Origin of the sequence: Streptomyces sp. NPDC050625 (genome assembly GCF_040654755.1) — a bacterium.
GTDB lineage: Bacteria > Actinomycetota > Actinomycetes > Streptomycetales > Streptomycetaceae > Streptomyces.
Map to the genome: position 1 here is coordinate 83,031 of NZ_JBFAIQ010000008.1, position 22,801 is coordinate 105,831.

6 protein-coding genes are annotated in these 22,801 nt (G+C 73.3%); all 6 read right to left on the bottom strand.

Annotated features, from left to right (window positions below; all coding sequences use genetic code 11):
• Positions 1–26: 26 nt before the first annotated feature.
• From AB0I54_RS20725 to AB0I54_RS20750, 6 genes are read right to left on the bottom strand one after another with little or no spacing between them, the layout of a single operon-like run.
• Entirely contained in the window at positions 27–4,859 is a 4,833-nt protein-coding gene (locus AB0I54_RS20725; RefSeq protein ID WP_363297517.1) for a choice-of-anchor D domain-containing protein, read from the bottom strand.
• Positions 4,856–8,836, bottom strand: a complete 3,981-nt coding sequence (locus AB0I54_RS20730; RefSeq protein WP_363297518.1) for a hypothetical protein — start codon at positions 8,834–8,836, stop codon at positions 4,856–4,858. The genes AB0I54_RS20725 and AB0I54_RS20730 overlap by 4 nt, the downstream gene beginning before the upstream one ends.
• 1 nt (position 8,837) lies before the next feature.
• Positions 8,838–9,854, bottom strand: a complete 1,017-nt coding sequence (locus AB0I54_RS20735) for a hypothetical protein (RefSeq protein ID WP_363297519.1) — start codon at positions 9,852–9,854, stop codon at positions 8,838–8,840.
• The gene (locus AB0I54_RS20740; RefSeq protein WP_363297520.1) at positions 9,851–11,827 is read right to left on the bottom strand and encodes a hypothetical protein; all 1,977 of its coding nucleotides are present in this window, start codon (positions 11,825–11,827) and stop codon (positions 9,851–9,853) included. The genes AB0I54_RS20735 and AB0I54_RS20740 overlap by 4 nt, the downstream gene beginning before the upstream one ends.
• Positions 11,820–22,196 (bottom strand): alpha/beta hydrolase, encoded by a 10,377-nt coding sequence (locus AB0I54_RS20745; protein WP_363297521.1) that lies wholly within the window; start codon positions 22,194–22,196, stop codon positions 11,820–11,822. The genes AB0I54_RS20740 and AB0I54_RS20745 overlap by 8 nt, the downstream gene beginning before the upstream one ends.
• On the bottom strand, positions 22,193–22,714 hold the full coding sequence (locus AB0I54_RS20750) for a hypothetical protein (RefSeq protein ID WP_363297522.1): 522 nt from the start codon (positions 22,712–22,714) through the stop codon (positions 22,193–22,195). Before AB0I54_RS20750 ends, AB0I54_RS20745 begins: the two co-directional genes overlap by 4 nt.
• Between the last annotated feature and the right edge of the window lie 87 nt (positions 22,715–22,801).

Genomic DNA, 22,801 nt, shown 5'->3' on the forward strand with positions numbered 1-22,801 from the left:
GTCGGACCTGCGTCCGGCCATCTCACTCAGGCCAGCGCGTCCTGCGGCTGTCCGATCCCCAACTGCTCGATCAGCAGGGCCACCATGCCCGCCGCCGTCGTCGTCCCCTCGCCGGTCAGGGTGACCACCTGCCCCTGACCGCCGCCCCTGACCATCAGCGCACCCCGGACCACACCATTGGCGTTCGGATCGAACCGCACCGTCACGCTGACCGAGCCGCTGGGCGGGATGGTCAGCGGCAGGGCCGGCGGGGCGACCAGGCTGAACCGGTCGCTACCGGCGCGATCCAGGGCGGTGATCGGTAGCGGCCCGTCCCCGACATTGCGCAGTTCGACGGCGATGTCGCTGGGCTGGCCGGTCCGGACCACCCCGAACTCCAGGAAGGCCCGGGCACTGAGCCGGGGGGCTCCGGCCGCGATCCCGAAGCCGGTCACCTTCACCTCGGTCGCCAGGAGCTGCGGGTCGTCCGAGCTGACCATCAGGAAAGCACCCCGGTCCCCAGCCGCCGACGGGGTGAACACGACATCGAACTCCTGCCGGGCGCCGGAGACCAGGTTGATCGGGAAAGTCGCTCCGGGCGGAACGGATTCGACGGTGATGTCGCCCGTGGCGCCGCTGATCCCGGTCACCTGGACCGTTCCCGAGCCGACGCTGTGCAGCGTCATCCGGCGCCGCACCGTGGTCCCGATCTGCTGGTCGCCGAACCCGAGATCGGCCTCCACGAAGAGCGAGGGACCGGGCGGCACCTCCAGTTGCCAGGCCGAGCGGCCGTAGCTGCCGACACGGATCACCGAAGCCGCCCCGACGGCGTCGCCGGCGATCGCGGTCAGCCCGACCTTGGGCAGGTTCGGCCCGACCCGGGACCAGCTCGGCCCGCCCGGGTCGAGGCGGAGCACCCCCGCGTCGGTGGCGATCAGCAACTGGGACGGCTGCGGATTCATCGACGTGTCCCAGGCCGCGCCGAGCACCGGGATGTCCGGCAGGTTGCCAGGCGCGGCGCCGAACACGCCGCCGACCTCCCGCCAGGGCACCACGCCGCCGGCGTTGCTGCCCCCGCTCTCGCTGAGGAACACGTGCCGGGTCCGCCGGGCGGTGTCGGTCCGGCTGTAGCCGGCACAGACCACCGCCACCCGTTGCCCGCCCCGGGCCGGGTCCTCGATGATCTGGGTGATGAAGCTGCGCGCCCCGATGTCCCCGACGAAGTGCTGCGCCGCTCCGTCGTAGGAGGCTCCCTGGTTGCGGGAGAAGTGCACCCGGTACTGCCGGTTGGTGCCGAAGATGTTCGAGGTGGCCACCCAGAGCCGATGCGGGTCCGGGGCGTGCACGGCGGTGATGTCGTTGGTGAAGGTGGACATCGGGACGAAGCTGATCCCACCATTGGTGCTGCGGAACAACTGATTCCGCATTCCCAGGAAGATCAGACTGGACGGCGCCCCAGGCTGCGGGACGAGCGCGATCCGGCCCTGGTAGGAGTTCACGGTGACGCCGTTGCGGCCGATCGACTGGAACAGCGAGGCCCGGGGCATCGCCCCCGGAGCGGCGTTGCCGGCCACCCCGTTCAGGCTGAAGCTGTTCCGGTCCAGCACGGTGATCACCTGGCCTGCGACGTTCGCGGCGGTGTTCCCGGTGACCCCGGCGATGCTGACCTGCTCGCCGGTGAGGAAGCCGTGCCCCCGGGCGGTGACGACGATCGGATTGGCATTGGTGGTCCCGAACACCGGCACCGGGCCGTTCACTCCGGGTCCGAGCAACCGGCCGGTGCCGCGGACGTAGCGCTGGGACAGAGTGCCGTCCGAGGTGTCCAGGGACAGCCGGGTCGAGGAAATCACGGTGACCCGCCAGGACGGATTGGCCACCGTGTTGTTGGCGGCGAGATTGCCCTGCACCGCCTCGATCCGGACCCGGTCACCGTTCGCACAGCCGTGCGGTGTGCTGGTCTCGATCTGGATCGGGGCCTGCAGGGTGGCCACCGTGATCGTCTTGTCGGCCAGGAAACGGGTTCCGGTGGCCACCGGGAACGGGCCGAAAGCGGGCGCCGGGACGCCGTTCTTGCCGTTCAGGGTGAAGGTCCGCGTGTCCCCGGCGGGAACGGTGATCGCACACGGCCCGTTGGCCAGACCGCCGCCCCCGGGAACCCCGGCGATCGTGACGGTGTCCCCGGTCCGGAACGGATGCCCGGCCGTGGTGACCCGGACCGGGTTGGTGTTGTCCACCGCCTCGATCTCCACCCGGGCGGCAAGGTTCGCGGTGAACCAGGTCAGGCCGCGATTGGTGGTCCGGATCAGGTTGCCGTTGCTGATCCCGAACGCGATGTTCGGGTCGAACGGGTCCACCGCGACCGGCCCGCCGTCCCCGTTGTGCCCGGCCGTCCAGCCGCCGGTGCTGCGCCCGGCCCGGTGGCCGGCCGTCCCGGCGTCCTGCATCCCGGCGAAACTGACCTCGTTGTTCCCGGCCCCCCGGCCGATGTCCAGGGATGTCAGCAGGGAGGTCGCCAGGCCCTCGTTCAACTGGGTGAACGCCAGCGCACCGGCTGGGGTGGTGTCACTGCGGGCCACCCCGCCGTCCGTGCCGTGGTAGGCCGGGGTCGGGGCCACCGGGTTGCCCGCCGTCCAGGCCCACCAGGTGGCCGGCGGGAACACCAGTTCATGATGGTCCCAATGGAGCAGCGTGAAGCTGGCGGCCCGGCCGCTGCCGCCGAGCGCGTCCACCCCGCCGGCCGTGACCGGCTGCGTCACCGGCCAGGTGGCCCCTCCGTCGGTGGACCGCCAGAGTTGCTGCTGCGCGGTGTAGATCCGCCGGGCGTCCTGGGGGTCGACGCCGATCACCATGTTGTAGCTGCTCTGCGCCGCGCCATCGGCGTTCACCCGGGGAACCACGGCGGGTCGCGGATTCCAGGTGCCACCGAAATCGTCGCTGTGGAAGAGTCCGACGAACACCCCGCCCTGCACCGCTTCGTTGTTCTGCACGCTGATGTACAGGTCCCGACTGCGGGGCAGCAGCGACTGGCAGAACGCCACCCGGCCGAACGGGCCGGCCGGGATCCCCGGATTGGCCATCAGGTTCCGTGAGATCACCACCTCCCCGGCCGAGGTGATCGCCAGCCGGTACAGGCCCCAGTCCGGGTTGGCGGTGGTGGTGCCGAGCAGCCGCCCGGCACTGGCGAAGTAGACCGTGTTCCAGGAGTCGGCCGGTCCGGCCAGCACCGCCCCCACCCCGCCGTAGACGGCGTTCAGGGCCAGGTTGTTCAGCCGCACCGTGTTCGCGTCGATCACATGCACCGCGGCCGAGTTGCCAGGGGCGGCGATACCGGGCAGGCCGGTCACGCTCACCCGGTCGCCCTCGATCAGGCCGTGCCCCACGACGGTCACCCGGACTCCGCCCGGGTTGTTCACCGCCGCCGTGATCGGCCGGCCCACCCGGTGGCGCGGCCCGTCCACCACGCCACCCCCGGCGTAGGCCCCGTTGCCCCGCGAACCGGTCAGCGAGAACGTGTCCGGGGTCAGCACCCGGATCACCCAGGACCCGTTGGCGGCGGTGTTCCCGGTCGTCCCGCTGATCGCGACGATGTCGCCGGTGACGTAGCCGTGCCCGGCCGCGGTGATCACGATCGGGTTGGGCGCGGCCGGATTGGTCGCCCCGGTCACCGGGTGGCTGTTCGGATGGGCCGGGCCGATCGCGAAACCGGTGACCGCGCCGGTGCCGTTGCCGCTCGACCCGCGCAGGGTGATGTGGTCGGGGTCCACCACGTCGGTGGTCCAGCCGCCGTTGGCTGCCCGGTTGGTGGTGACGCCGCCGAGGACGACGTGGTCGCCGGTGACGAACCCGTGCCCGGGCAGGGTGACCCGGATCGGGGTGGCCGGGGTGGCATCGGCCACCCGCAGCACCCGGTTCCAGCCCTGGTCGACCTCCAGCGCGCTGATCAGCCCGGTCCGGATCGGCCGGCCGTCGTTGTAGTCGGGGAAGTTGGCCCCGAAGTTGCGGCCGTGATCCTTCGAGTAGTAGAGCCCGGATTCGGCCGCCACCAGCAGGGTTCCGCCGGCGGGGCAGACCATCCGGATGATCCCCCGATCGGACAGGAACGGCGGCTGGCGGGCATCGAACAGGATGGCCCCGCCGCCGTAGACTCCGGCGAGATTCACCCCGCCGATCCGCAGGGTGTTCGCGTCGATCCTCCGGACCACGCCCTCCCCGGCCGCGCCGACCACCCCCGGCAGTCCGACCGCGACCACCCGGTCCAGGCTGGCATAGCCGTGCCCGGCCACCGTGACCCGCACCCCGCCCGCGACATTCACCGCCGCCGCGATCTGCTGGGGTGGCCGCCCAGCCGGGGAGTTCAGCCGGGACCAGCTTCGCCCGCCGTCCACCGACTTGAAGATCCCGGCCGCCTTGGCCATTCCGCCCGCGCCGACGAACAGGTTGCCGGTGCCGACGTAGATGATGTCCGGGTCCACCGGGTCGAGCGCGACCGCGCCGATCGACGTGGCGGGCAACTGGTCGGTGACCGGTTTCCAGTTGGTCCCGGCGTCCGTGCTCCGCCACAGCCCGCCGTTGCCGGCCGCGACGTACATGATCCGCTCGGTCCCGCCGCGCGGGTCGAACGCGATGTCCACCACCTCACCGGAGTTCGGCCCGGTGCCCTGGAACACCTGCTGGCCCCCGATCTGCAACGGGGCCGGGCCGATCTGCCGCCAGATCCCCGGGCCGGCGAAGCCGATCGACTCCAGGTCCCGGACGGCGTACCGCCAACGCCGGTTGTCGGCCCGGCCGTTCAGGTCGATCTCATGCTCGCGGAGCTGCTCGGGGACGCTCTCGGACTCGCCCTCGTTGCCGTCGTGGACGTTCTGCTCGGCCTCACTCATGACAGCGGTTCCTCCGGGGTCAGGCGTAGCCAGCCCTCCTGTCCCTGGGACGGATTGGACGGCATCCGGGCATCACCCAGGCTGTTGATCACCGGTTCGTCGGCCCAGGTGGAGGGGTTGGTGCGATGACTCCAGCTCCAGGTGCCGCGGATGTCCGAGGCCACCGGCATCCGGATCTGCTTCGGATCCACCAGCACCGGCCCGAACCGGAACAGCGGGGCCAGCGCGGCCAGTCCGGGCGCCACCCAGGACCGGCGCATGCCGATCTCCTTGCGCGGCAGGTAGCCGGTGGTGGCGTGGACGACGCTGTGCGGCTCGGCCAGCAGGGTGACGTACACGTCCTGGCCCGGCTGCACCCAGAGCACGCCGCTGTGGTCGACGTACGGGTGGTCCACCGGAGTGGCTCCGGGATCGGCCACCACCCCGAGGTCACTGGCGAACCGGTTGTAGTAGTCGGTGCTCTGGCCGGCCTGACCGTTGAAGCCCCGGTTGGGCCCGATCGGCCGGGCGAAGTCGGCGGCCGCCGGGTCGGGGATATGCAGGGTGTGGGGGTCGTCCCCGACCAGGTAGGCGAGCAGGCCGTCCTGCCAGTGGGCCGGCGCACCGAGCCGGACCGGGACCCGCATCCCGCTCACCCGGCCGGGGGTCACCGGCTCGTCCACCTCGACCCGGATCTGGCCGCGCAGCACCGCGATCGGATGCCCGACCAGCAGGGACAGGTGTTCCTCGCCGATGTGGCCGAACGGGTCGACCGACCACAGCGAGGTGTCGATGAGCCGTAGCAGCGAGGACAGCGCGGTGTCCAGGGCCGGGGTGTCCGGGGTGGAGTCCACCGCGCCCCAGTCGATCAGGCCCTGGGCCAGCCTTGCCAGGTGCCGGTTGGTCACGATCGCGGCGGGCACCGAGCCGACCGTGGCCGGGTGGCCGGGGGACTCCTCCCAGACCACCCCGGCAGCCGGGTCGAATCGGACCGCGCCCAGGGCGGTTCCGGCGGCGTCGTAGAACTGCAGGTCGCCGTCCAGATGGTTGGGCAGCACGAACCCACAGACCGGGGAGACGGCGTCGGTGGCGTCGGTGGCGTCGTCATCGGCGGAGACGAATCGGAACCAGAGCCGGGACGGCGCGGTGAACCGGGGCGCCAGCTCGACCAGTTCCGGTCGGTCGCGGACGGTCAGCGGCTCGGACCGGAGGATCTCGTCCGCCGCGGCCGGCGTCTCGGCGCTCGATCCCAGCAGGTCGAGGGTCTGGCCGAAACAATCGACCAGGCGCAGCCGGGTGATCCGCAGGAATCCGGCCCGCAAGGGCAGGAAGTCCGCGGGTACGACCCCGTCGGCCGGGGCGTCCTCGCCGTCGGCGACGAATCCCGAACGCAGCATGGAGGTGAACCGGTCCATCGCCCCGGTCAGTACGTCCATCCTCTCCAGTTCGTCGGCGATGTGATCCAAGTCGGCCTGCTCGGCGGCGGCCAGCGCCTGGGCGCCGCCGCCGAGAGCCCTTGCCGTCGTCTCGATCCGCTTGGCGGCGTACGCCGAGCGCAGGCCGTTGATCCTGGCCGTCGCCTGCTGGGCCACCGCGGAGTGGTAGGCGTGTGTGACGCCAGGCTCCAGCGCTGCCGAACCGGCCGTCTGCTGTGCCTGTTCCAGCACCCGGCGGACCGTGGCCGCCGCCACCTGGGCGGCGCCTCCGGTGAGCAGCGCGCGGCCGGACAGCGTCCGGTCCGGGGCGGCGTCCGGCGCGGGCAGGGTGTCCGACTTCGCGTCGTAGTCGATCTCCCCCAGGTCCCAGTCGCCGAGCCCGGCGGTGAGGAAGAGTTCGGCCTCCCAGTCCAGGTGCAACGGGACCCAGGGCCGGACCGGGAGCCCGATCGCGAACGCGGCGGGCAGCGTGCCGGCCAGGCCGGACCGGCTGATCAGGCCGGCCGGGTCCCGCCGGTCGTCCCGGGTGATCCAGACGGCCGCCTGCTCGACCGCGAACACCTGAGCGGTCTGCGCGATCGCGGCGGCGCCGGCTCGCTCGGGGGCCGGCCGGCCGGTCCGGGCAGCCATCCGCTGGATGCCCCGCTCCCGGGCCTGGGCGGCGACGGTCGCACTGCCCGGGTCGAGCAGGGCGAGTTCGGCCAGCAGGTCATCGCATTCGGGCGGGATCCCGCCATGGTCGAGGCCGCGCTCGATCAGGTCGGAGCCGCGGACCCCGCCGCCCGGGCCGGTGATCAGGGTCCGGGGGGTCAGCGATGTCACCGTGTGCCCGCTGAGCCGGCACACCAGGTGGCCGGATTCGGACTGCAGGTGGTCGGCGCCGTGCTTGAACGACCGCCCGGCGTGTTCGAGCAGGAACACCGGATCGGCCTGGATGAAGAAGCGGGGCAGCGCCCGTTCGGCGTCCACGGTCTGGGCCGACGGCTCGGAGTTCACCGCGGGTGGCACCGGGACGGGCACCTTGATCGCGTCCTTGACCTTCGACACCAGCGTGTCCATCGTGCCCAGCCTCAGCGTGGGCGAGAGCGTGACCTGCTCGCGCTCACGGATGTCGCCCGTCAGCGAGCCCTTCGTACCGCCGGCGGTCACCGTGCCCCGCGGGCTGACCTTGATCGCACCCCCGGCGGCCTGCCGGGCGAACACGCCGGGATCGGTCCGGGCCGGGTCGGCGACCACTGAGGCCGGGGGCAGTTTGGCGTGCTGGGTGATCGGCTCGGTGCGGGTCCCCCCGGGCAGGCTGCCGAACCCGGAGGCGTGCAGCAGTGAATCGATCCGGGCGGCGCCGTCCGGCTGGCCGAGTTCGTCCGCCCCGCCGAGCAGCACTGCCTCCAGCGCCCGGGCCTCGTCCTGGTTCCCCTGGTTGTCGGCCAGCCGGGCGGCCAGCGCCTCGGCCAGGGTGTTCCCGATCGTCACGGTCACCGCCGAGGCCGGCGGCGGGCCGCCCGCGTCCCCGCCGAGCAGGCCGTCGGGGGCCACCGCGATCCCCAGGCCGGGCCAGCCCAGGCCGACCACTCCCCCGTGGTAGAGGGTGAACTCGGGCCAGGACACGGTCCGGGCCTGGAACCGCTTGAGCACCGGCCGGCCGCCGGCGCCCACCTTGGTCGCGACGTGCGCGGTGGTGCTGTCCGGGATGAGCGTCTTCCCGGCAGCCGCCGACGCCGTGCGCCGGAAGGTCATCTCCCGGGTGACCAGACCGGCGGTGGACGCCGCGACCGCCCGGTCGTCGGCGTACACGAAGGCCCGTTCGACGTCGTGCGGGTCGATCTCCCAGCCGAGCTGGGCCAGCCGGTCCTCGAACGCTGCCGGGGTGGACAGGCCCTCCCCGATCGGGTCGTCCAGGTGCCTGCTGTGCCAGCCGCAGACCAGGTAGCCGATCGGGCCCTCGGCCGGCTTCCCGGTGACCCGGTCGGTCAGGTCGTCGTAGAGGCCGAGCCGGTTCTCCACGTTGTCGAAATAGGCCGACCAGCCGGCGTCCCCGTGCCCCAGCGCGGTCAGCGGCTGCTCCCCCGGCGTGCCGGTCCGCTCCGGGTCCTCCGGTTCGGACCACTCCTCCAGCGGGGTGATCACCGGGTCCTGGCCGCCGGACTCCAGGACCCAGGAGGTCACCTGGCGGCGCCCGCCACCGGGCGCGGCGGACAACCGGACCACCAGCCAGCGGTCCGGGATCGGCGGGAAGCTGACGTCGCCGCCCTGCGCGCTGCCCTGACCCCGGGTCAGCGCATCCGGCAACGACCAGTGCAGGTAGGCCCCCAGCGGGCGGGGGGCGCGCTCCGCGAACGGCGGGGCCAGCAGGGTGTGCGCAGCGGGCGCCGAACCCGGCTCGGGGGTGCTCATCTGTGTCTGCGCCCAGACCCCGTCCGGCTTCCGCACCATCAGCACATCGAGCTGGATCGGGACCATCACCCTCGGAGTGCGGGCCAGCCGGGGGTCCCAGGTGGCCACCACCCCGGCGCTCAGCCCATGGGCCAGCGCCGAGGAGATCAGGCGGCTGTCCATCGCCATCTCAGCGCACCTCCAGCGCGGTCTTCACGGCGGCCAGCACCACCGGCCGCTGGACGATGTCCGCCACCCCGATCGAGACCCGGGACGGCGGCGCGGTGTCGGCGTCGTCCCGGGTGCCCTGGAAGTGCTGGCGCCAGGGCGGATCCAGAACGGTGATCGCGAACGCGGCCGATCCGTCCTGGTCGACCGCATCCGGATGCTGGGTACGCGCGGCCTGCAACGCGTCCCGCAGCGCCTTGACCCGGACCACGTCGCTGTGCCCGCGCCGGGTGGGTACGGTGACCGGGACCGATTTGTCGTCCACCCGGATCTCGTTCCCGTGTCGGTCCCGCAGCGGGACGGCCAGTGCGCTGCCCCGGTGCCGGACGCCGAACTGGATCCCGTGGTGCGGCTCCTCGAGAACGACCATGGCCGGCTCGGCCTCGAACAGCGCGATCATCACCGAGGGGGCCAGGATCTCCAGCCGGAGCAGCTTCAACTGATGGGCGGCGACCGCCGGATCGGCCACCGTGTAGTGCTCGTCGATGGTCCGGTCGTAGGCCCGGACATCCATGTGCGGCCAGCCCTTGACCGCGCTGGAGCGGAGCACGAAACCGGTCACCGTCCGGGCCGGCCGGCGGTCGGCGTCACTGGTCGCCTTCGCCGCGCTGAACTCGGTGCCGCGCTGCAGGGCCCGGACCATCCGCTCGCTCTGGTCCAGCACCTGGTGCAGGACGCCGGCCCGGGCCTGGTAATGCGCCTCCTCGCGGGAACCGATCTGGCCGACCGCGACCGCGCCGTCGACCAGCCGGTCGGCCCAGGAACGGTCCAGGTAGAAGAACCGGATCGACTCCGGCGGCAGCAGCCGGTCGTCGGGCACCAGGTACTCGAACGGGACGCCGACCAGCAGCCGCAGGTGGGACAGGAACGACTCCAGGTAGGGCGGCAGATCGCCCTCAGGCTGCAACGGGGCCTGCTGGGCCGGGTCGACCAGCCGGGCGTGCAGCGCCTCCCGGGCGGTGGTGGCCGGTGTCCTCATCGCCGATCCTCCTGTCCCTGCGGCCGGGCTGGATGGTCGCGCAGCAACCGGTTCTGGCGGCCGGGGTCGCCGGTCCGGGTGACCGCTTCGATCGCCCGGGCACGGACCTCGGCCAGGGCGGCCATCCCGGCTCGGTCCGAGAGCACCGCCTCGAGCGTGCTGAGCGCCCGTTCGGGGGCCTGCACGGTGATCGGCCCGCTGAGCGCGACGTCGTGCCCGAGCAGGGACAGCGCCTGCTCGGTGGTCTCCAGGCCGAACGCCTTGGCCACGACCTCGGGTTGCAGCAGCGGGCCGGCCAGGGCCAGGTCGAGGCCGTGCGGGTCGGCGGGGGCGATGATCCCGTCGGTGATCTTCTGCAGCACGTCCACGGTGTAGTGCAGGGCCACCGGGTCGAGCGGGTCCTCCACCGCCGTCAGCCGCAGTTTCTGCTTCAGCAGGGTGATGCTGGTGTGCCGGGCGGAGGCCCGGAAACTGCCCCGCCGCCAGCGCATCAGCTCCTGGGCCAGCCGTCCGTCGGCCGCCGCCAGCAACCGGCCGGTCTCGAAGGCGGCCGCGTAGGAGATGTTCTCGATCCCGGACTCGGCCACCACCCGGCGGGCCTGGTCGGCGCTGTGGTACGGCCCCAGCGGGTCCCGGGTGAGGGGTTCGCCGACCAACGGACCCCTGTACCAGGACTGTTCGGCGGCGCCGAGCCGGTCCACCACGTCGACCAGCATGTGGCCGGTGTCGGCCACCTTCAGCTTCGACTCCGGGCTGACGTCGCCCATCATCCCGACATCGAGACCCTGCATCAGCTGCCGGAAGGTGCCTTCGCCCTCCACGCTGAAGGTCCATGAATGCAGCAGCACCAGGCGGGCCTTGGGATGCAGCAGCAGCCCGCCGGCCTTGCTCGCGCCCGAGCCCACCTCGACGGCGATGAACTCCTTCGCCCTGGCCGTCTGCTGGGCGGCGCCGAACTTCACCACGCTGCTGCTCTGGCTGACCGCCGCCACCTGGGTGAACGAACTGGCCGGTCCGGTCGCCCGCACCGCATCCGACCTGCCATCCACTGTGGCGCCCACGCCGTTATCTGTTCGCCTCGCGTCCAGCCCCGGGCCGGTCACAAGATCGGCCACTCCGCCAGGGAGCCCGGGACCAGCCGGCTCCGCTCCCGGTGGGCTGATCCGGATCCGGTCGGCCTCGTGCGGGCTGATCTGGGTGCCGATCGAACTGGGCACCGCGTCCGAGGGCCGGTAGACGTGGTCGATCTCGGGGTTGGCCCAGACGTCGCCCTTCGGCCCGCTGTCCACCAAGTCGGTGACCGGCAGCAGGTCGGTGCGCTCCTCCACCGAGACCAGGCAGGCCACGTAGTCGCCACCCGGGCGGGGGATCCGGTTGCCCATCACGACCGCGAAGTAGCCGTCGGAATCGCCGGCCGACAGTTCCCGGTCCTCCACGTTGACCTGCCGGACGTGGGTGAGCAGTTGCAGTTCCTCGGGCATCGGCAGGATCTCGTGCAGCAGCTGGGCGTCCGCCTCGACCGCGTCGCAGCGCACCCCGGTGGGGCGGCCGAGCCGGGTGAAGACATCCGCCGGCACGATGTCGGTGAGCGCCTGGTTGCGCAGGATCGTGCACTCGGACTGTTCGAGCAGGACCAGGGCCAGGAACGGGTAGGGCTGCTGGTCCCCGGCCACGGTGTAGGCATCGCCGAGCGGGCGCTCCCAGGGCAGGGTCCGGCGGCCGAGTGCGACGTGGGGCAGGGCCGAGTCGAACGGGCCGTGTCCGCCCCGGGGCGGGAACACCCCGGCCACCTCATTCGGGGAGAGCGCGAACCGGGGCCCCTCCACGTTGAAGAAGAAGTCCTGCCCTGGCAGCGGGGTGGCGGTACCGGGGACCGAGACGTCGGTCTGCACCCGCATCCGGTACTCCCCGGCCAGCAGGGGCGGGCGGATGTAGTCGTACAGCACCATCTCGCCGATCTTCGGGTCAGCCATCCGCGCTGTCCCCCTTCTCCAGTCGGATGCGGAGCGCTCCGGCCGGGGTCAGATGCTCCTGCGGCACCAGTTGGGTGAGCGTGGAACCGGCCAGTTCGGCGGCCCATTCGGCGGCGGTGCCGGTGCCGGCCAGCACCCCGGCCAGCCGGGCGTCGCCGGTCAGCCCGGCCGAGACCAACAGGTAGCCGACCCCGGGGTCGGCGCTGCGAGCCGGGTCCGGGGCCCGCTGGACCCACTCGCCGTCCTGGCTCTGTCCGGCGTCCCGCTGGTCGTCCCGCTGGTGTTCCTTGTCCGGCAGCGGTTCCAGGTCGTACAGGTACAGGGTTCGGCGCCCGGCGACCACCTGGACCGGCAAGGGGCCGGCGAGCGCGCCGTCCACGTGCACGATCACCTCGTCGGGACCGGGTGCGGCGGCGGTGGCGTTGTCCACCAGCACCCCGGCCACGGTGACCGAGCGAGGGAACTCGGTGCCGATCACCGCTTGCTGGACCATCGCCGCTGAGATCGGCACCACCCCGGACGCCGCCACGTGACCGCGGACGGCCGGGCCGAACGGAACGCCCAGGCGCAGCACCGACCCGCGGACCAGCATGGTGGCCGGGCCCGTCTGGATCCCCTGCCCGCCGGTCTGCCAGCCGAGCACGGCCCGGCCGGCCCCGGGCGCGGTGGACGTCACACCGACCACCCCGCCCCGGCCGGGTGGCTGTGTGGTCAGGGCGGCCCGCATCTGCTCGGCCCGGGCCCTGGCCCGCTCGCGGGTGGCCGGGGACTGGCCGGCACTGTGCCGGCCCAGGGCGGTGATCGCGACCATGCCGGTGCCCTCGGCCAGGCCGAGTCGGTGCTCCCCGCCGTCCGCCAGGACCAGGTCACTGATCTCACGGTCGGTCAGTACGGTTCCGGCGGAGCTCAGTTCGGTGACCCGGACGGCGCTGTCCCCGCGTACGGCCAGCACCCAGCGCCGGGCCGCGGGCAGTTCCCAGACCTGGGTCACCCCGGCCCGGACGGTGACCTGCCTGGCCACCTCCTCGGTGAGCTGCTCCAGGGCGGCCAGCGCGGCCCGGCCGGTCGGGGCGCCCTGGGCCGGGTGCCGCAGCGACCGGGCCGAGCGGGCGGCCCGGGTGGGCTGGGCGGCATCGGCGGCCGGTGCGGTGACCAGCGCCACCCCGGGGGTGTCCCAGCTCAGTATCAGTTCGTCCCGGACGTTCACCACCGGGACCCGGGATGCCACGGCCTCACGCGGGTCTGCGGCCGGAGCGCCCTCCCGGCCGATCGGGCGCGGTGTGCGACCGGTCGAGGTGCGCGGCGCCGGAGCGGCTGCGGCGTCCAGCAGCGGGCGCTGCATCACCGTGCGCAGCCGGGGCCGCTCCAGGGCCACACCGGTGAGCGGGCCCACCCGGACGGGTTCGGGAGCCACCCCGAACCCGTTGTCCTGGAGGGTGAATCCCTCCCCGAGGGCGGACAGCACCGGCGGGGCCGAACGCCGGGTGGCCAGGGCATCCAGCGCGACCGGCCCGTAACCACCGGGACGCAGGCCGATTTCGGACCTAAGCGCGACAAAGTCGGCGGCCGGGCCGAGGATGCCGGCGAATCCCTGGACGAGGGTGGCGGTGTTCAGCCCGCTGCTGACCGCGGCCACGGTGACCCAGGCGTCCCCGATCCGGGTGATCTTCGTGATCAGCGCCGGGGTCCGCCGGGCGAACGGCAGCGGCCGGTAGTTGGTGGCGTCGACCAGGGTGCCGATCGGGACGACCGCGCTCTCGTGGTGCAGTTCGGCCACCCCGTCCAGGGTCAGTCCGGACAACACCGGCAGGGTGTTCGCCGCGGCGGGCGGTTTCAGGTCCGGGAAGTAGTGGTACGTCGCCTCCGACACCTGGCAGATCAGGGGGTTCACCCGGAACTGGGCGTGTCGCAGGACCCGGGCGTGATCGGCCGGGGCGGGCCGGCTGTCGGGGACCATGTCCTCGAAGCCGGTGGCGTTCTCGGGCCGGCGGGCCAGCACCACCCGGTGCAGCGAGCGCATGCTGCTGTGGCTGACGTACATCGGGGCCAGGTCGAAGTCGTAGACCCCGGCCAGCTTGGCCACCGTGCCGAAGACCACCGCCGGAATCTCGCCCTCGGTCATCGGGGTGGCGATCTGCAATCCGAAACCGTGTGCGGGCATCCGGCTCTCGGTGCGCAGCGACCACTCGGCCGACAGCCGCCAGGGCTGGGCCGCGGTCCCCGGGGCGACCGCCGCGCCGGGTGGCTCGGACGGCATCAGCCCGGCGGTGACCTGGGCCTGCACCGTGCCCGCGTTCGGGTCCCCGGCCTTGACGTACTCGTCGACGAACTCGTTCCAGGGCCGGGGCGGCGGCTTGGGCAGGGCGTTGTCGCCGAACGGCACCGTCACCGAGGTGACCCCGAGGTCGGCGGTCACGGTGCCGTGGATGGGCGGGCCGGCCAGGTGCAGGGAGGCTCCGACAGAGACACTGATCTCGATCGTGCAGCACGCGAAGAAGCAGATCCGGATCCGCAACCGGGCCCCGACCGAGATGCCGATGTCCACCTCGTAGTGGAACGGGTCCCGCATCACCAGGATGTCGGCGTAGGCGGTGAACCAGACCTGCAGCCAGTCCGGGCCGTAGGTGGCCTCGACCCGGGTCCCGGCCATGATCGCGGTGTTGGTCAGGGCGAAGTAGGTCTCGCCCTTGATGTGCACCACGCCGAGGAAGTTCCACTGGAACCCGATCCGGGGCACCACTGGGTACTCCGGCCGGGGCACGAACGAGGGGTGGTAGCCCCCCAGGGTGAGCAGAAACTGGGACTCCCGGAACCAGGTGAAGAATGCGAAACCGCCGGTCAGGCGGCAGTCCTGGGTGATCAGCCAGGAGTTGTCGGTGAGCTGGGCCTGGACCGAGAACAGCCCCTCGGCGCTGGAGAAGCGGGCCTTGAGGGCCAGTTCGACACTGGCGACGGCGGCGTCACTGGAGGGCAGCGCCATCCGGGCCACCCCGAGCAGGCCGACCTCGGCGCCGTTGTTCAGCGCCACGTAGATCACCGCGGTGATGTTCACCAGCTCGAACGAGGTGCCGCGCAGCCCGGCCGCGAACCAGAGCGCTCCGCGGGCCGGGGGCACCTGGTCCCGGAAGGCGTAGAGCGCCTGCATCGGGTTGTTGGCCAGCGCCTCTGGCCGGTCCAGCGCCTGGACCAGCATGAAGTCCGGGATCCGGTTGAGGTCCTCGGGCACGATCAGTCGCCGGTTGTAGCCCATGCCCAGCGCGATCCCGGTGATGTTGATGATCGGCGGGATCCCGATCGGGACGAACACGCCGCCGAAGATGGCCAGCGAGGTGTACTCGTCGGCCCCGGAGCCGACCACCGCGTAGGAGCCGATGACGACGGCGCCGATGCTGCCCACCTCGACCAGCAGCATTCCGTCGTACTCGATCGGCGGGCCGTCGAACTTCACCAGCCCGCCGGCGATCGAGACGGCCGGGCCGGAGTACCCGATGGCCAGGCCCTTCAGGTCGAGCGCCCAGGTGCTGGGGTCACCGGCGGTCGCGTAGGGCACCGACACCGACAACTCGTCCACCTCGGCCGACAGCCCGGCCACGCTGACCCCGCCGTCGATCGCCAGGGTGAGGCGGGTGCTGTTCACCCCCACCCCGATCTCGTCGATGTAGATCGGTCCGAAACCGGCCTGTATCGGGATCCAGAACAGCCCCTGCTGTCCGCCGACTAGCACGTGCAGGGCCGGGCTGCTGGTGCCCGCGTCGTCCCAGTACCAGGCGTCTATGTCGGTGGCCGGGTGGACCGCCTGGGAGTCGCCCTGCGGGCCGCCGGATCCCCCGGAGGACAGCAGGTTCGAGGCCACCGGGTTGGACCCGCCACCGCCGCCGAGCGCGGCCGACAGCGGCAGGCCGAAACCGCCGAGCCGAACCCCGGCACCGCCGTGACTGGCCACCAGCGAGCCGGTCCCGGTCTCCAGGTCCAGGAACAGATAGGCCTGCACCGAGCCGAGCCGGACGGCGTCCTCGGCCACCAGCGGGGAGCCGTCCGAGCGGGCCAGCCCGATGCCCAGGCCGTGCATCCGCAGGCCCAGGTCGAACCGGAACGGCTTGGCGGTGATGTCCAGCAGCAGGATCTGCAGCCCTTCGGTGGCCGGGGTCCCCCACCCGGCCGGGGCGCCGAAGAACACGTCCAGTTCGAGATCACCCAGCGGGATCGCCTGCCGGCCGCGCAGTCCGAGGCCCACCCGGCCGTTCTGGGTGGCCAGACTGATCCGCAGGTCCCCGAGCGGCAGATCCAGCGAGCCGGCCGCTGCCGCCACGAAACCGGCCAGCATCGGGAAGATCCCGGGCAGCGGGTCGGCGATGTGGCCGCCGACCAGGACGCCGGCCCCGGTCAGCGCCTCGGTGAGGGTCGGCCCGCCGCTCCACAGGGCATGGCCGAGCGCCGGTTCGGCGGCGGTCAGCGCGACCTGGACCGCCAGCGGCAGCGCCCAGCCGGTGATCAGCGCCTCGGCCGACCCGGCGGAGGTGGTCACCGCGAAGGACGGCGCCAGGGTGATCTCCAGCGGCCCCTCGTCGACGGTGCTGGACGGCCCGCTCCCGGCAAGCCCGCCGGCCAGTGGCAGCAGCCGGACCCGGACTGCCCCGCCGGCGTCCCGGTCCAGACTGAACCGGGGCACCAGCGGGATCCCGAGGCCGCTGAGAACGACTCCGGCGGAGACACTCACGTCCACGCCGGTGCCGTCCACACTGACGCCGGCGCTCAGTTCGGCCGGGGCACCGTCTGGGTGCAGGCCCTCGATTCCGGCCGCCACCATCGGCCCGTCCAGGCCCCAGCCCGTCGAGATCCGCAGCCGGCCGGCGCCGGCCGGCAGATCCAGGCGCCACCGGATCAGCCCGGCCCCGGGGGCGTCCAGGCTGCCGGGCAGGCCGGGGATCAGGGTGAGCAGGTCGATCGCGGCCTGGGCCAGGCCCTGCCGGTCTCCGCCGGCCACGCTGGTGAACCAGCTCCCGTCCAGCATGGCGCTGAACTCGGCGGTGTGAGCGGAGAACCCACCACCGGCGTCGTAGATCCCCAGGTGCCCGGCGGCGGCCAGGGCATGCTCCAGCCAGGGGGCGTGCGGGGTGACCGCGGCCCCCACCGCGGCGTCCAGCACCTGGGGCAGCAGTGCCGCTCCAGCCCCGCGCAGCGCGCCCAGCCCGCTGAAGACCGGCAGGATCGTGATCGGATCGGTGACCTGCGGGTCGAGCACGAGGCTGAAACCACCCGCGCCGGCTCCGAAGGTGAGTGTCAGGTGCGGCCAGGTGCCGGCCGTCAATGGGGTGGCGACGGTGACTGACCCGGCCGGGCTGACGTGGAACCGGGAGTCGATCTCGAGACCGGCGGCCAGGCCGAGCACACCACCGATCGGCGTGGTGGTGCGCAGCCCCAAGGCCACCGAGCCGGGCGCCGCGCCGGCGGTGGCAATCAGGCTGACGTCCCCGGGCAGTTGCAGGCCGGGGCCGTCCGGTAGCCCGATCGCGGTGTTCAGCGTGGTCAACAGACCGGACACCCGGGTCAGGTCCAGACCGGTCGGGCCCGGGCCGGTTCCGCCGCTGAGCACACCGGCCAGGAACGCCCCTGGGGCATGGAGCAGGTCGGCGAAGGCGGTCATGTCCAGGCCGGGCACGATCTGGCCGAGCACCGTCCCCAGCACCCCCGTGGCCAGGACGTCCGGCAGCACGTCGTTCACCTGGGCACCGAGCTCGGCCGGGCTGGGGACCGGGTACAGCACCAGGCCGTCCAGGTAGGGCCGGACGTCGAGGGTGATGGTGCCGTCTGCGGTGTGGTACCGCAGGGTGGCCGGTCCCAGATGAGCGCCCAGTTCGGCCTGGGGCACGAAACCGGGCAACTGGATCTCGATATCGGCCGACACCCAGAGCGGCAGGTCCAGCGGCGTACTGGTCTCGATCCCCGTCCGCCAGTGACCGGCGTCGGGCCGGACGAACAGCGCGAACACCGAATCGGCGGGCTGGTAACGCGATCCGCCGTCGTCCCCGATCCGGACCAGCCCGGCCCAGCCGCCCGGTGCGGCCAGCGCCGCCGGGATCCTGGCAGCCAGGTACCCGGCCGGATCGGTACGCAGGGCGGCGAACGCGTCGGCGGAAAGACTGGTCACCCCGGCCGTGTCGGTGGCCACCAGGCCGATCGCCGACAGCGCGCGGGCCAGGCCGTTCAGGTCCGGTGCTGGGCCACCTGCCGGTGCCGCCGCGGCGGACGGGCCACCCGGGGCGGCGCCTCCGGCCGTCCCCGGACCGGCCAGCGCGGCCGCGAAGGCGGCGCCGATCAGTGGGGTGGCGCGGGGATCGTCCAGGCCGGCCCGGGCCACGGTCGTCCCGTGCCAGGCGGCCTGGTCCAGCCGGGCCGAGAGCGCGGCCTGTACGACACCGGCGCGGGTTCCGGTGCCCGCGCCGGCGGTGACCGCAACCTGGAGCGAGCGCAACCGTCCATCCAACGCGGACACCCCGGGACCACCGGCCAGCCAGCCGTTCTCGCGCCAGAGGTCGAGTTCGGCCCGGAGCAGATGGGCCGGGCGGGGTGGGGTGCCGCCACCCCCGAGCGGGATCTGGCCGAGCCCGTGGCGGACCCGGGCGCCGGCCGACGGATCCTGCGCGGAGTCGATCAGCGGCAGGACCATCGACATGCCGTAGCTCAGGTGGGTCGGCGTGGCCCTGGGCAGGCCGACCAGCGCCTGCACGTGATCGGCCAGCGCCTGGGCCAGGGCGGCGATCAGGTCACCGGTCAGCCCGCCACTGATCACCACCACCGGCAGGTCGCCGAGGTCGAACGGCGGCGAACTGCCGAACGCGGCCTCGGGGTAGGGATCGGCGACGTCCAGCGCCCCCGGGGTGGCGCCGGGCCGGTAGCCCTCGACCGCCTGGACCAGATGGGCCAGCGCGTCCTTCAGCGGCGAATCCTGCAGCTGAGGCAGCAGCAGACCAGCCAGCCGGACCGCGTCGCCGTGTTCGGGCTCACGCAGGAACGGCAGCGGCGCGCCCAGATGCGGGGTGCCGATGGTGATCAGCCCGGCCACCCGGCCGGGGTGGTCGGCCGCGAACCGGCGGGCCACCAGGCCCGCGGTGGAGTGCGCCACCAGCACCACCGCACCGGGCCGCAACTGGGCCAGCCGGTCGGCGATATGGGCCACCTGGGCGGCCTGGAAGGCCAGGTCACCAGGGGCCAGGTCGGCCGTGTAGTAACCGGCCGAAGCGCTGACGTGGTCCAGGGCGATGGTGCGTGGATCGATCCCGGTGGTACGCAGCCCGAAGTGCGCGCTGGGGTCGGTCTGCCCGGCCAGGCGGGGATCGGCCAGCAGCGCCGACCACGCCTCCCGGCCGGTGAAGTCCGGCCCGATCAGCAAAACCGGCCCGGAGGTGACCGGCGGACCGGCCTGGAACTGGGTGACCCGGCTGATCACTTCATCGATCACGTCCGGGTGGGCGGGCAACCGGTGGTGGGCGGCCTCCGCCTCGGCGCCGTGGCTCCAGCCGAACACGCTGGGCGCCGCCGAGTCCCGGGGGACGACACCGTCACCTCCGGCCAGGTGCACCTGGAGCAGGTTGATCCGTTCCAGCAGCCCGGCCGTCGGCAGCCCGCGCAGCAGGGAGCGCAGCGCCGGGTCGAACCAGGCCACCTCGCGCAGCACGGCGGCCAGTTCCTCCGGGGTGCCCGCCTGCTGGGCCCGCTCCCGCAGCCCGCCCAGCCAGCTCGGCGGCGGCCCTTCGGGCTCCAGCCAGATCTCCAGGTCCGGGCCGGGGCCGGCCGCTCCGAACCCGTCGGCCGGGACAGTGTCCTGCGGCGGCGCCGCGCCCGGCCAGGCCATCCGCCACGGATCCTCGAAACTTCCCGTGCCACCGAGCTGTTGGGCCAGCGCCAGCTCCGCGTCGCCGAGTTCGGCGGTGAACTCGCCGAGTGCGCCGCCGGCCTCCCCCAGGCCCGCGCCGAACCCGGCCGCCACCGATCCGAGCAGGTCGGTACCGAGGGTGCCGAGGGCCCGCAGCAGCGCCACCAGGCTGGGCCGGCCGGCCGAGCCGACGTGCCCGACCAGCCGGGTCAGCCAGCCGCGCAGGGCGGCCACCGGGTCCCGCAGCACCAGCCCCGGGTCGGCCGGGTCGATCAGCAGCGGTGTGTCCTCACTCATCCCGGGCAGCCGGGCGTGCAGGCCGAGCAGGGCGGTGCCGAGCCCGGCCTCCGGACCGGCATGTTCGGCCAGCAGCACCAAGACCATCCGGATCAGCCCGGTCAGGTCGGCCAGGCCGAGCCCGAGCGCGGCGGCCGACCCGGGCAGGTCGGTCAGGTCGAACGGCACCGCAGGGGGCAGATGGAGCTCGGCCACCGAGACGCTCTCGCCGTCGACGGACAGGGTCAGGTCGCCGGCCCGGATCTGCCAGCCCAGGCCACCTTCCGGGGTCCAGCCCGCGGCGGCGTCCAGGGTGTCCAGGTGCAGCTCGGTCGGCCCGGTCTGCACCTCCAGGGCCGGGCTCATCACCAGCCGCAGTTGCTGGGCGCCCAGGAAGGCCAGCCTGGCCGGGCCGCCGGCGGCCAGGTCGAAGCTGAGCAGTTCGCTGACCAGGGCCAGGGTGGCGCCACCGGGGGTGGCCGCCAGCCGCAGGCCGAGCCGGAGTTGGCGGACCGCCGGGTCATCGGGGGCGGGCTGGTGCCAGGCGGCCAGTTCCAGGTGGGCGGCCCCGCTTGCGGCGATCGGCACGGTCCATGGATCGGAGGCGCTGCCGGTCCCGCCGATCGCCCGGCCGAGGCCGAGCAGTTCGGCGATCTCCCGCAGCACCAGCCGCCAGTTGGTCCCGTCCAGCAGCACCGCCCGGTGGTAGCCGCCGATCGCGGTGGCCGGGTTGACCACGAAGGCGGCCAGGTCGAGACGGTGGGTCCAGCCGGGGATCCCGCTACCCGGGTTGGCCGGATCCTCCGGGGCCACCAGGCCGCAGATCGCGGCCAGCCGTCGCCCGATCCCGGTGCCGAGGGCGGCGGTGATCTCGCCGACCACCAAGTCGGCGGCGGCGGCCTCCACGCTGTCCACGTTGGTCAGGTCCAGCCGTGGGTAGGGCGTGGTGTCCAGCCGGTTGTCCAGCAGGAGCACGGTGGGTCGCAACTGGGTGCCGTCCCAGGCGATCCCGGCCTGGATCGAACCGATCCGCACGGCCGGCTCGTCGAGCAGCGCGCCCGCGCCCGGCCCGGTGGCCCGGACCAGGACCGCGGCCCGGGGCAGCACCACCGGTGGGGCGGCCCCGGCCAGGGGCACGTCCAGGATGGCCGCGGCGGCGTCCAGGTGGATCTCCGGATCACCGGCGCCGAGCGAACCGCCGACCCGCACACCGGTGCCCAGTCGCAGGCAGCCGTCGGCCAGGGCCAGGGTGGCGTACACCGTGCCCCCGGTGAAGTCGGCCAGGGTGACCTGCCAGGGGGTGTCCGGGCTGCCGGTGCCGATCGCGGTGGCGTCCTCGCCGAGCAGCCCGGCCAGGTGCTCCAGCCAGGGCCCGGCCGTCGGCGGGCCGCCCTGAGCACCCAGCAGTTGCGCCATCCAGGCCTGGGCCGCCCCGGGGCCACTGGCCAGGCCGGCGAACGGGAAGGCCGGGATGGCCTGCGCGTCGGCCAGTCCGAACAGGGCCAGCAGATGGTCGGCCAGCCGGGTCAGCACGGGGCCGCCATCGGCCTCGGCCAGCACCACCTTGAGCAGGGCGGCCAGCAGGTCGGGGGCGCTGGCGCCGAGATCCTCGACGTCCAGGGCGGTATCGGCCGGACCCTCCCCCGCCAGGCTGAGCTGCTCCAGCACCAGTTGCATGGTCGCGCTGGGGTGGTCCGGGTCGGGGACCAGAACGAACCGGCCGGACACCGCGCCGAGGCCGACCGGGCGGGCCGGGGGCGCGTAGACCCAGCCGGTCTCCACCCGCAGTTCGGCCACGATCGGGTGGTCGCTGGTGCCCGCCACCACGTCCACGTCGGCTCCGGCCGCGATCACGTCGCCCTGCAGCCGCAACCGGGCGGGCACCGTCGCTCCCGGCGGGGTGTGCAGCTCCCCGGCGATCCCGAGCACGAGATCGGATCCGGTGTCGCGCAGCGTGAGGTAGAGGTTGCCCAGTTCCTGCCGGCCGAGCAGCGGATGCCACTTCTCCTCCGCCGGGCGGCCCGGTTCGGGCTCCGGCGGCAGGGCCAGGTCGAAGAACTCGGCCAGCGCGGCCCGCTGGTCCGGCGTCCGGACGGCGTCGGCCAGCCGGGTCAGCGGGGCCGAGAACCAGCCCGGGTCGAGGTTCCCACCGGCGTCCAGCAGCCCGATCGCCGTGGCCAGCGCCTGGAGTTCACCCGAGCCACCCAGGCTGATCGTCATAACTGCTCCTGGCGGAAGTGGGCGTGGGCCAGATCGCGGATCGAGACCCGCTCCTGGACAGTGACTTCCAGGCCGCCCTCATGCAGCCGGATCCGGCCGGGCTGCTGCCCGGCGGCGGTCACCTCGACCAGCCGGGCGAACGCGGCCCAGACCACCGACCGGAACAGTTCTCCCCAGCGGGCAGCCACCTGCGGATGACCGAGCGGGGCGGCGTCGGTGGCGGCCACCAGCATGGCCGGGTCCTGTTCGGTGCCGAAAACGAACCGGGCGATCAGGGGGGCACTGCCGAACTCGGCCGACTCGGTGTCCACCGCCACCACCAGCACACTGCCAGAGGTACGGACCTGGAGTCGGTCCACCTGGAGCACGATCCGGTCTCCACCATCAGCCCAGACCACCTGGGGGCTGCCCTGGTGGGCGGGGCCGCAGAGGGCGTCCCGAAATGCCTGCGCGATGCCCCCGGAGCCGACCGCACGGGCCACTCCCGGCGCAGGTCCGGACACCGATCCCTGGGTCATGCGTAGTCCCCCCGTCGGAGTCGTATGCACCAGGACCAGGCTCACCGAGCCGACCCCATGAATCAGCCCGCCGACAACCGAAGGCGG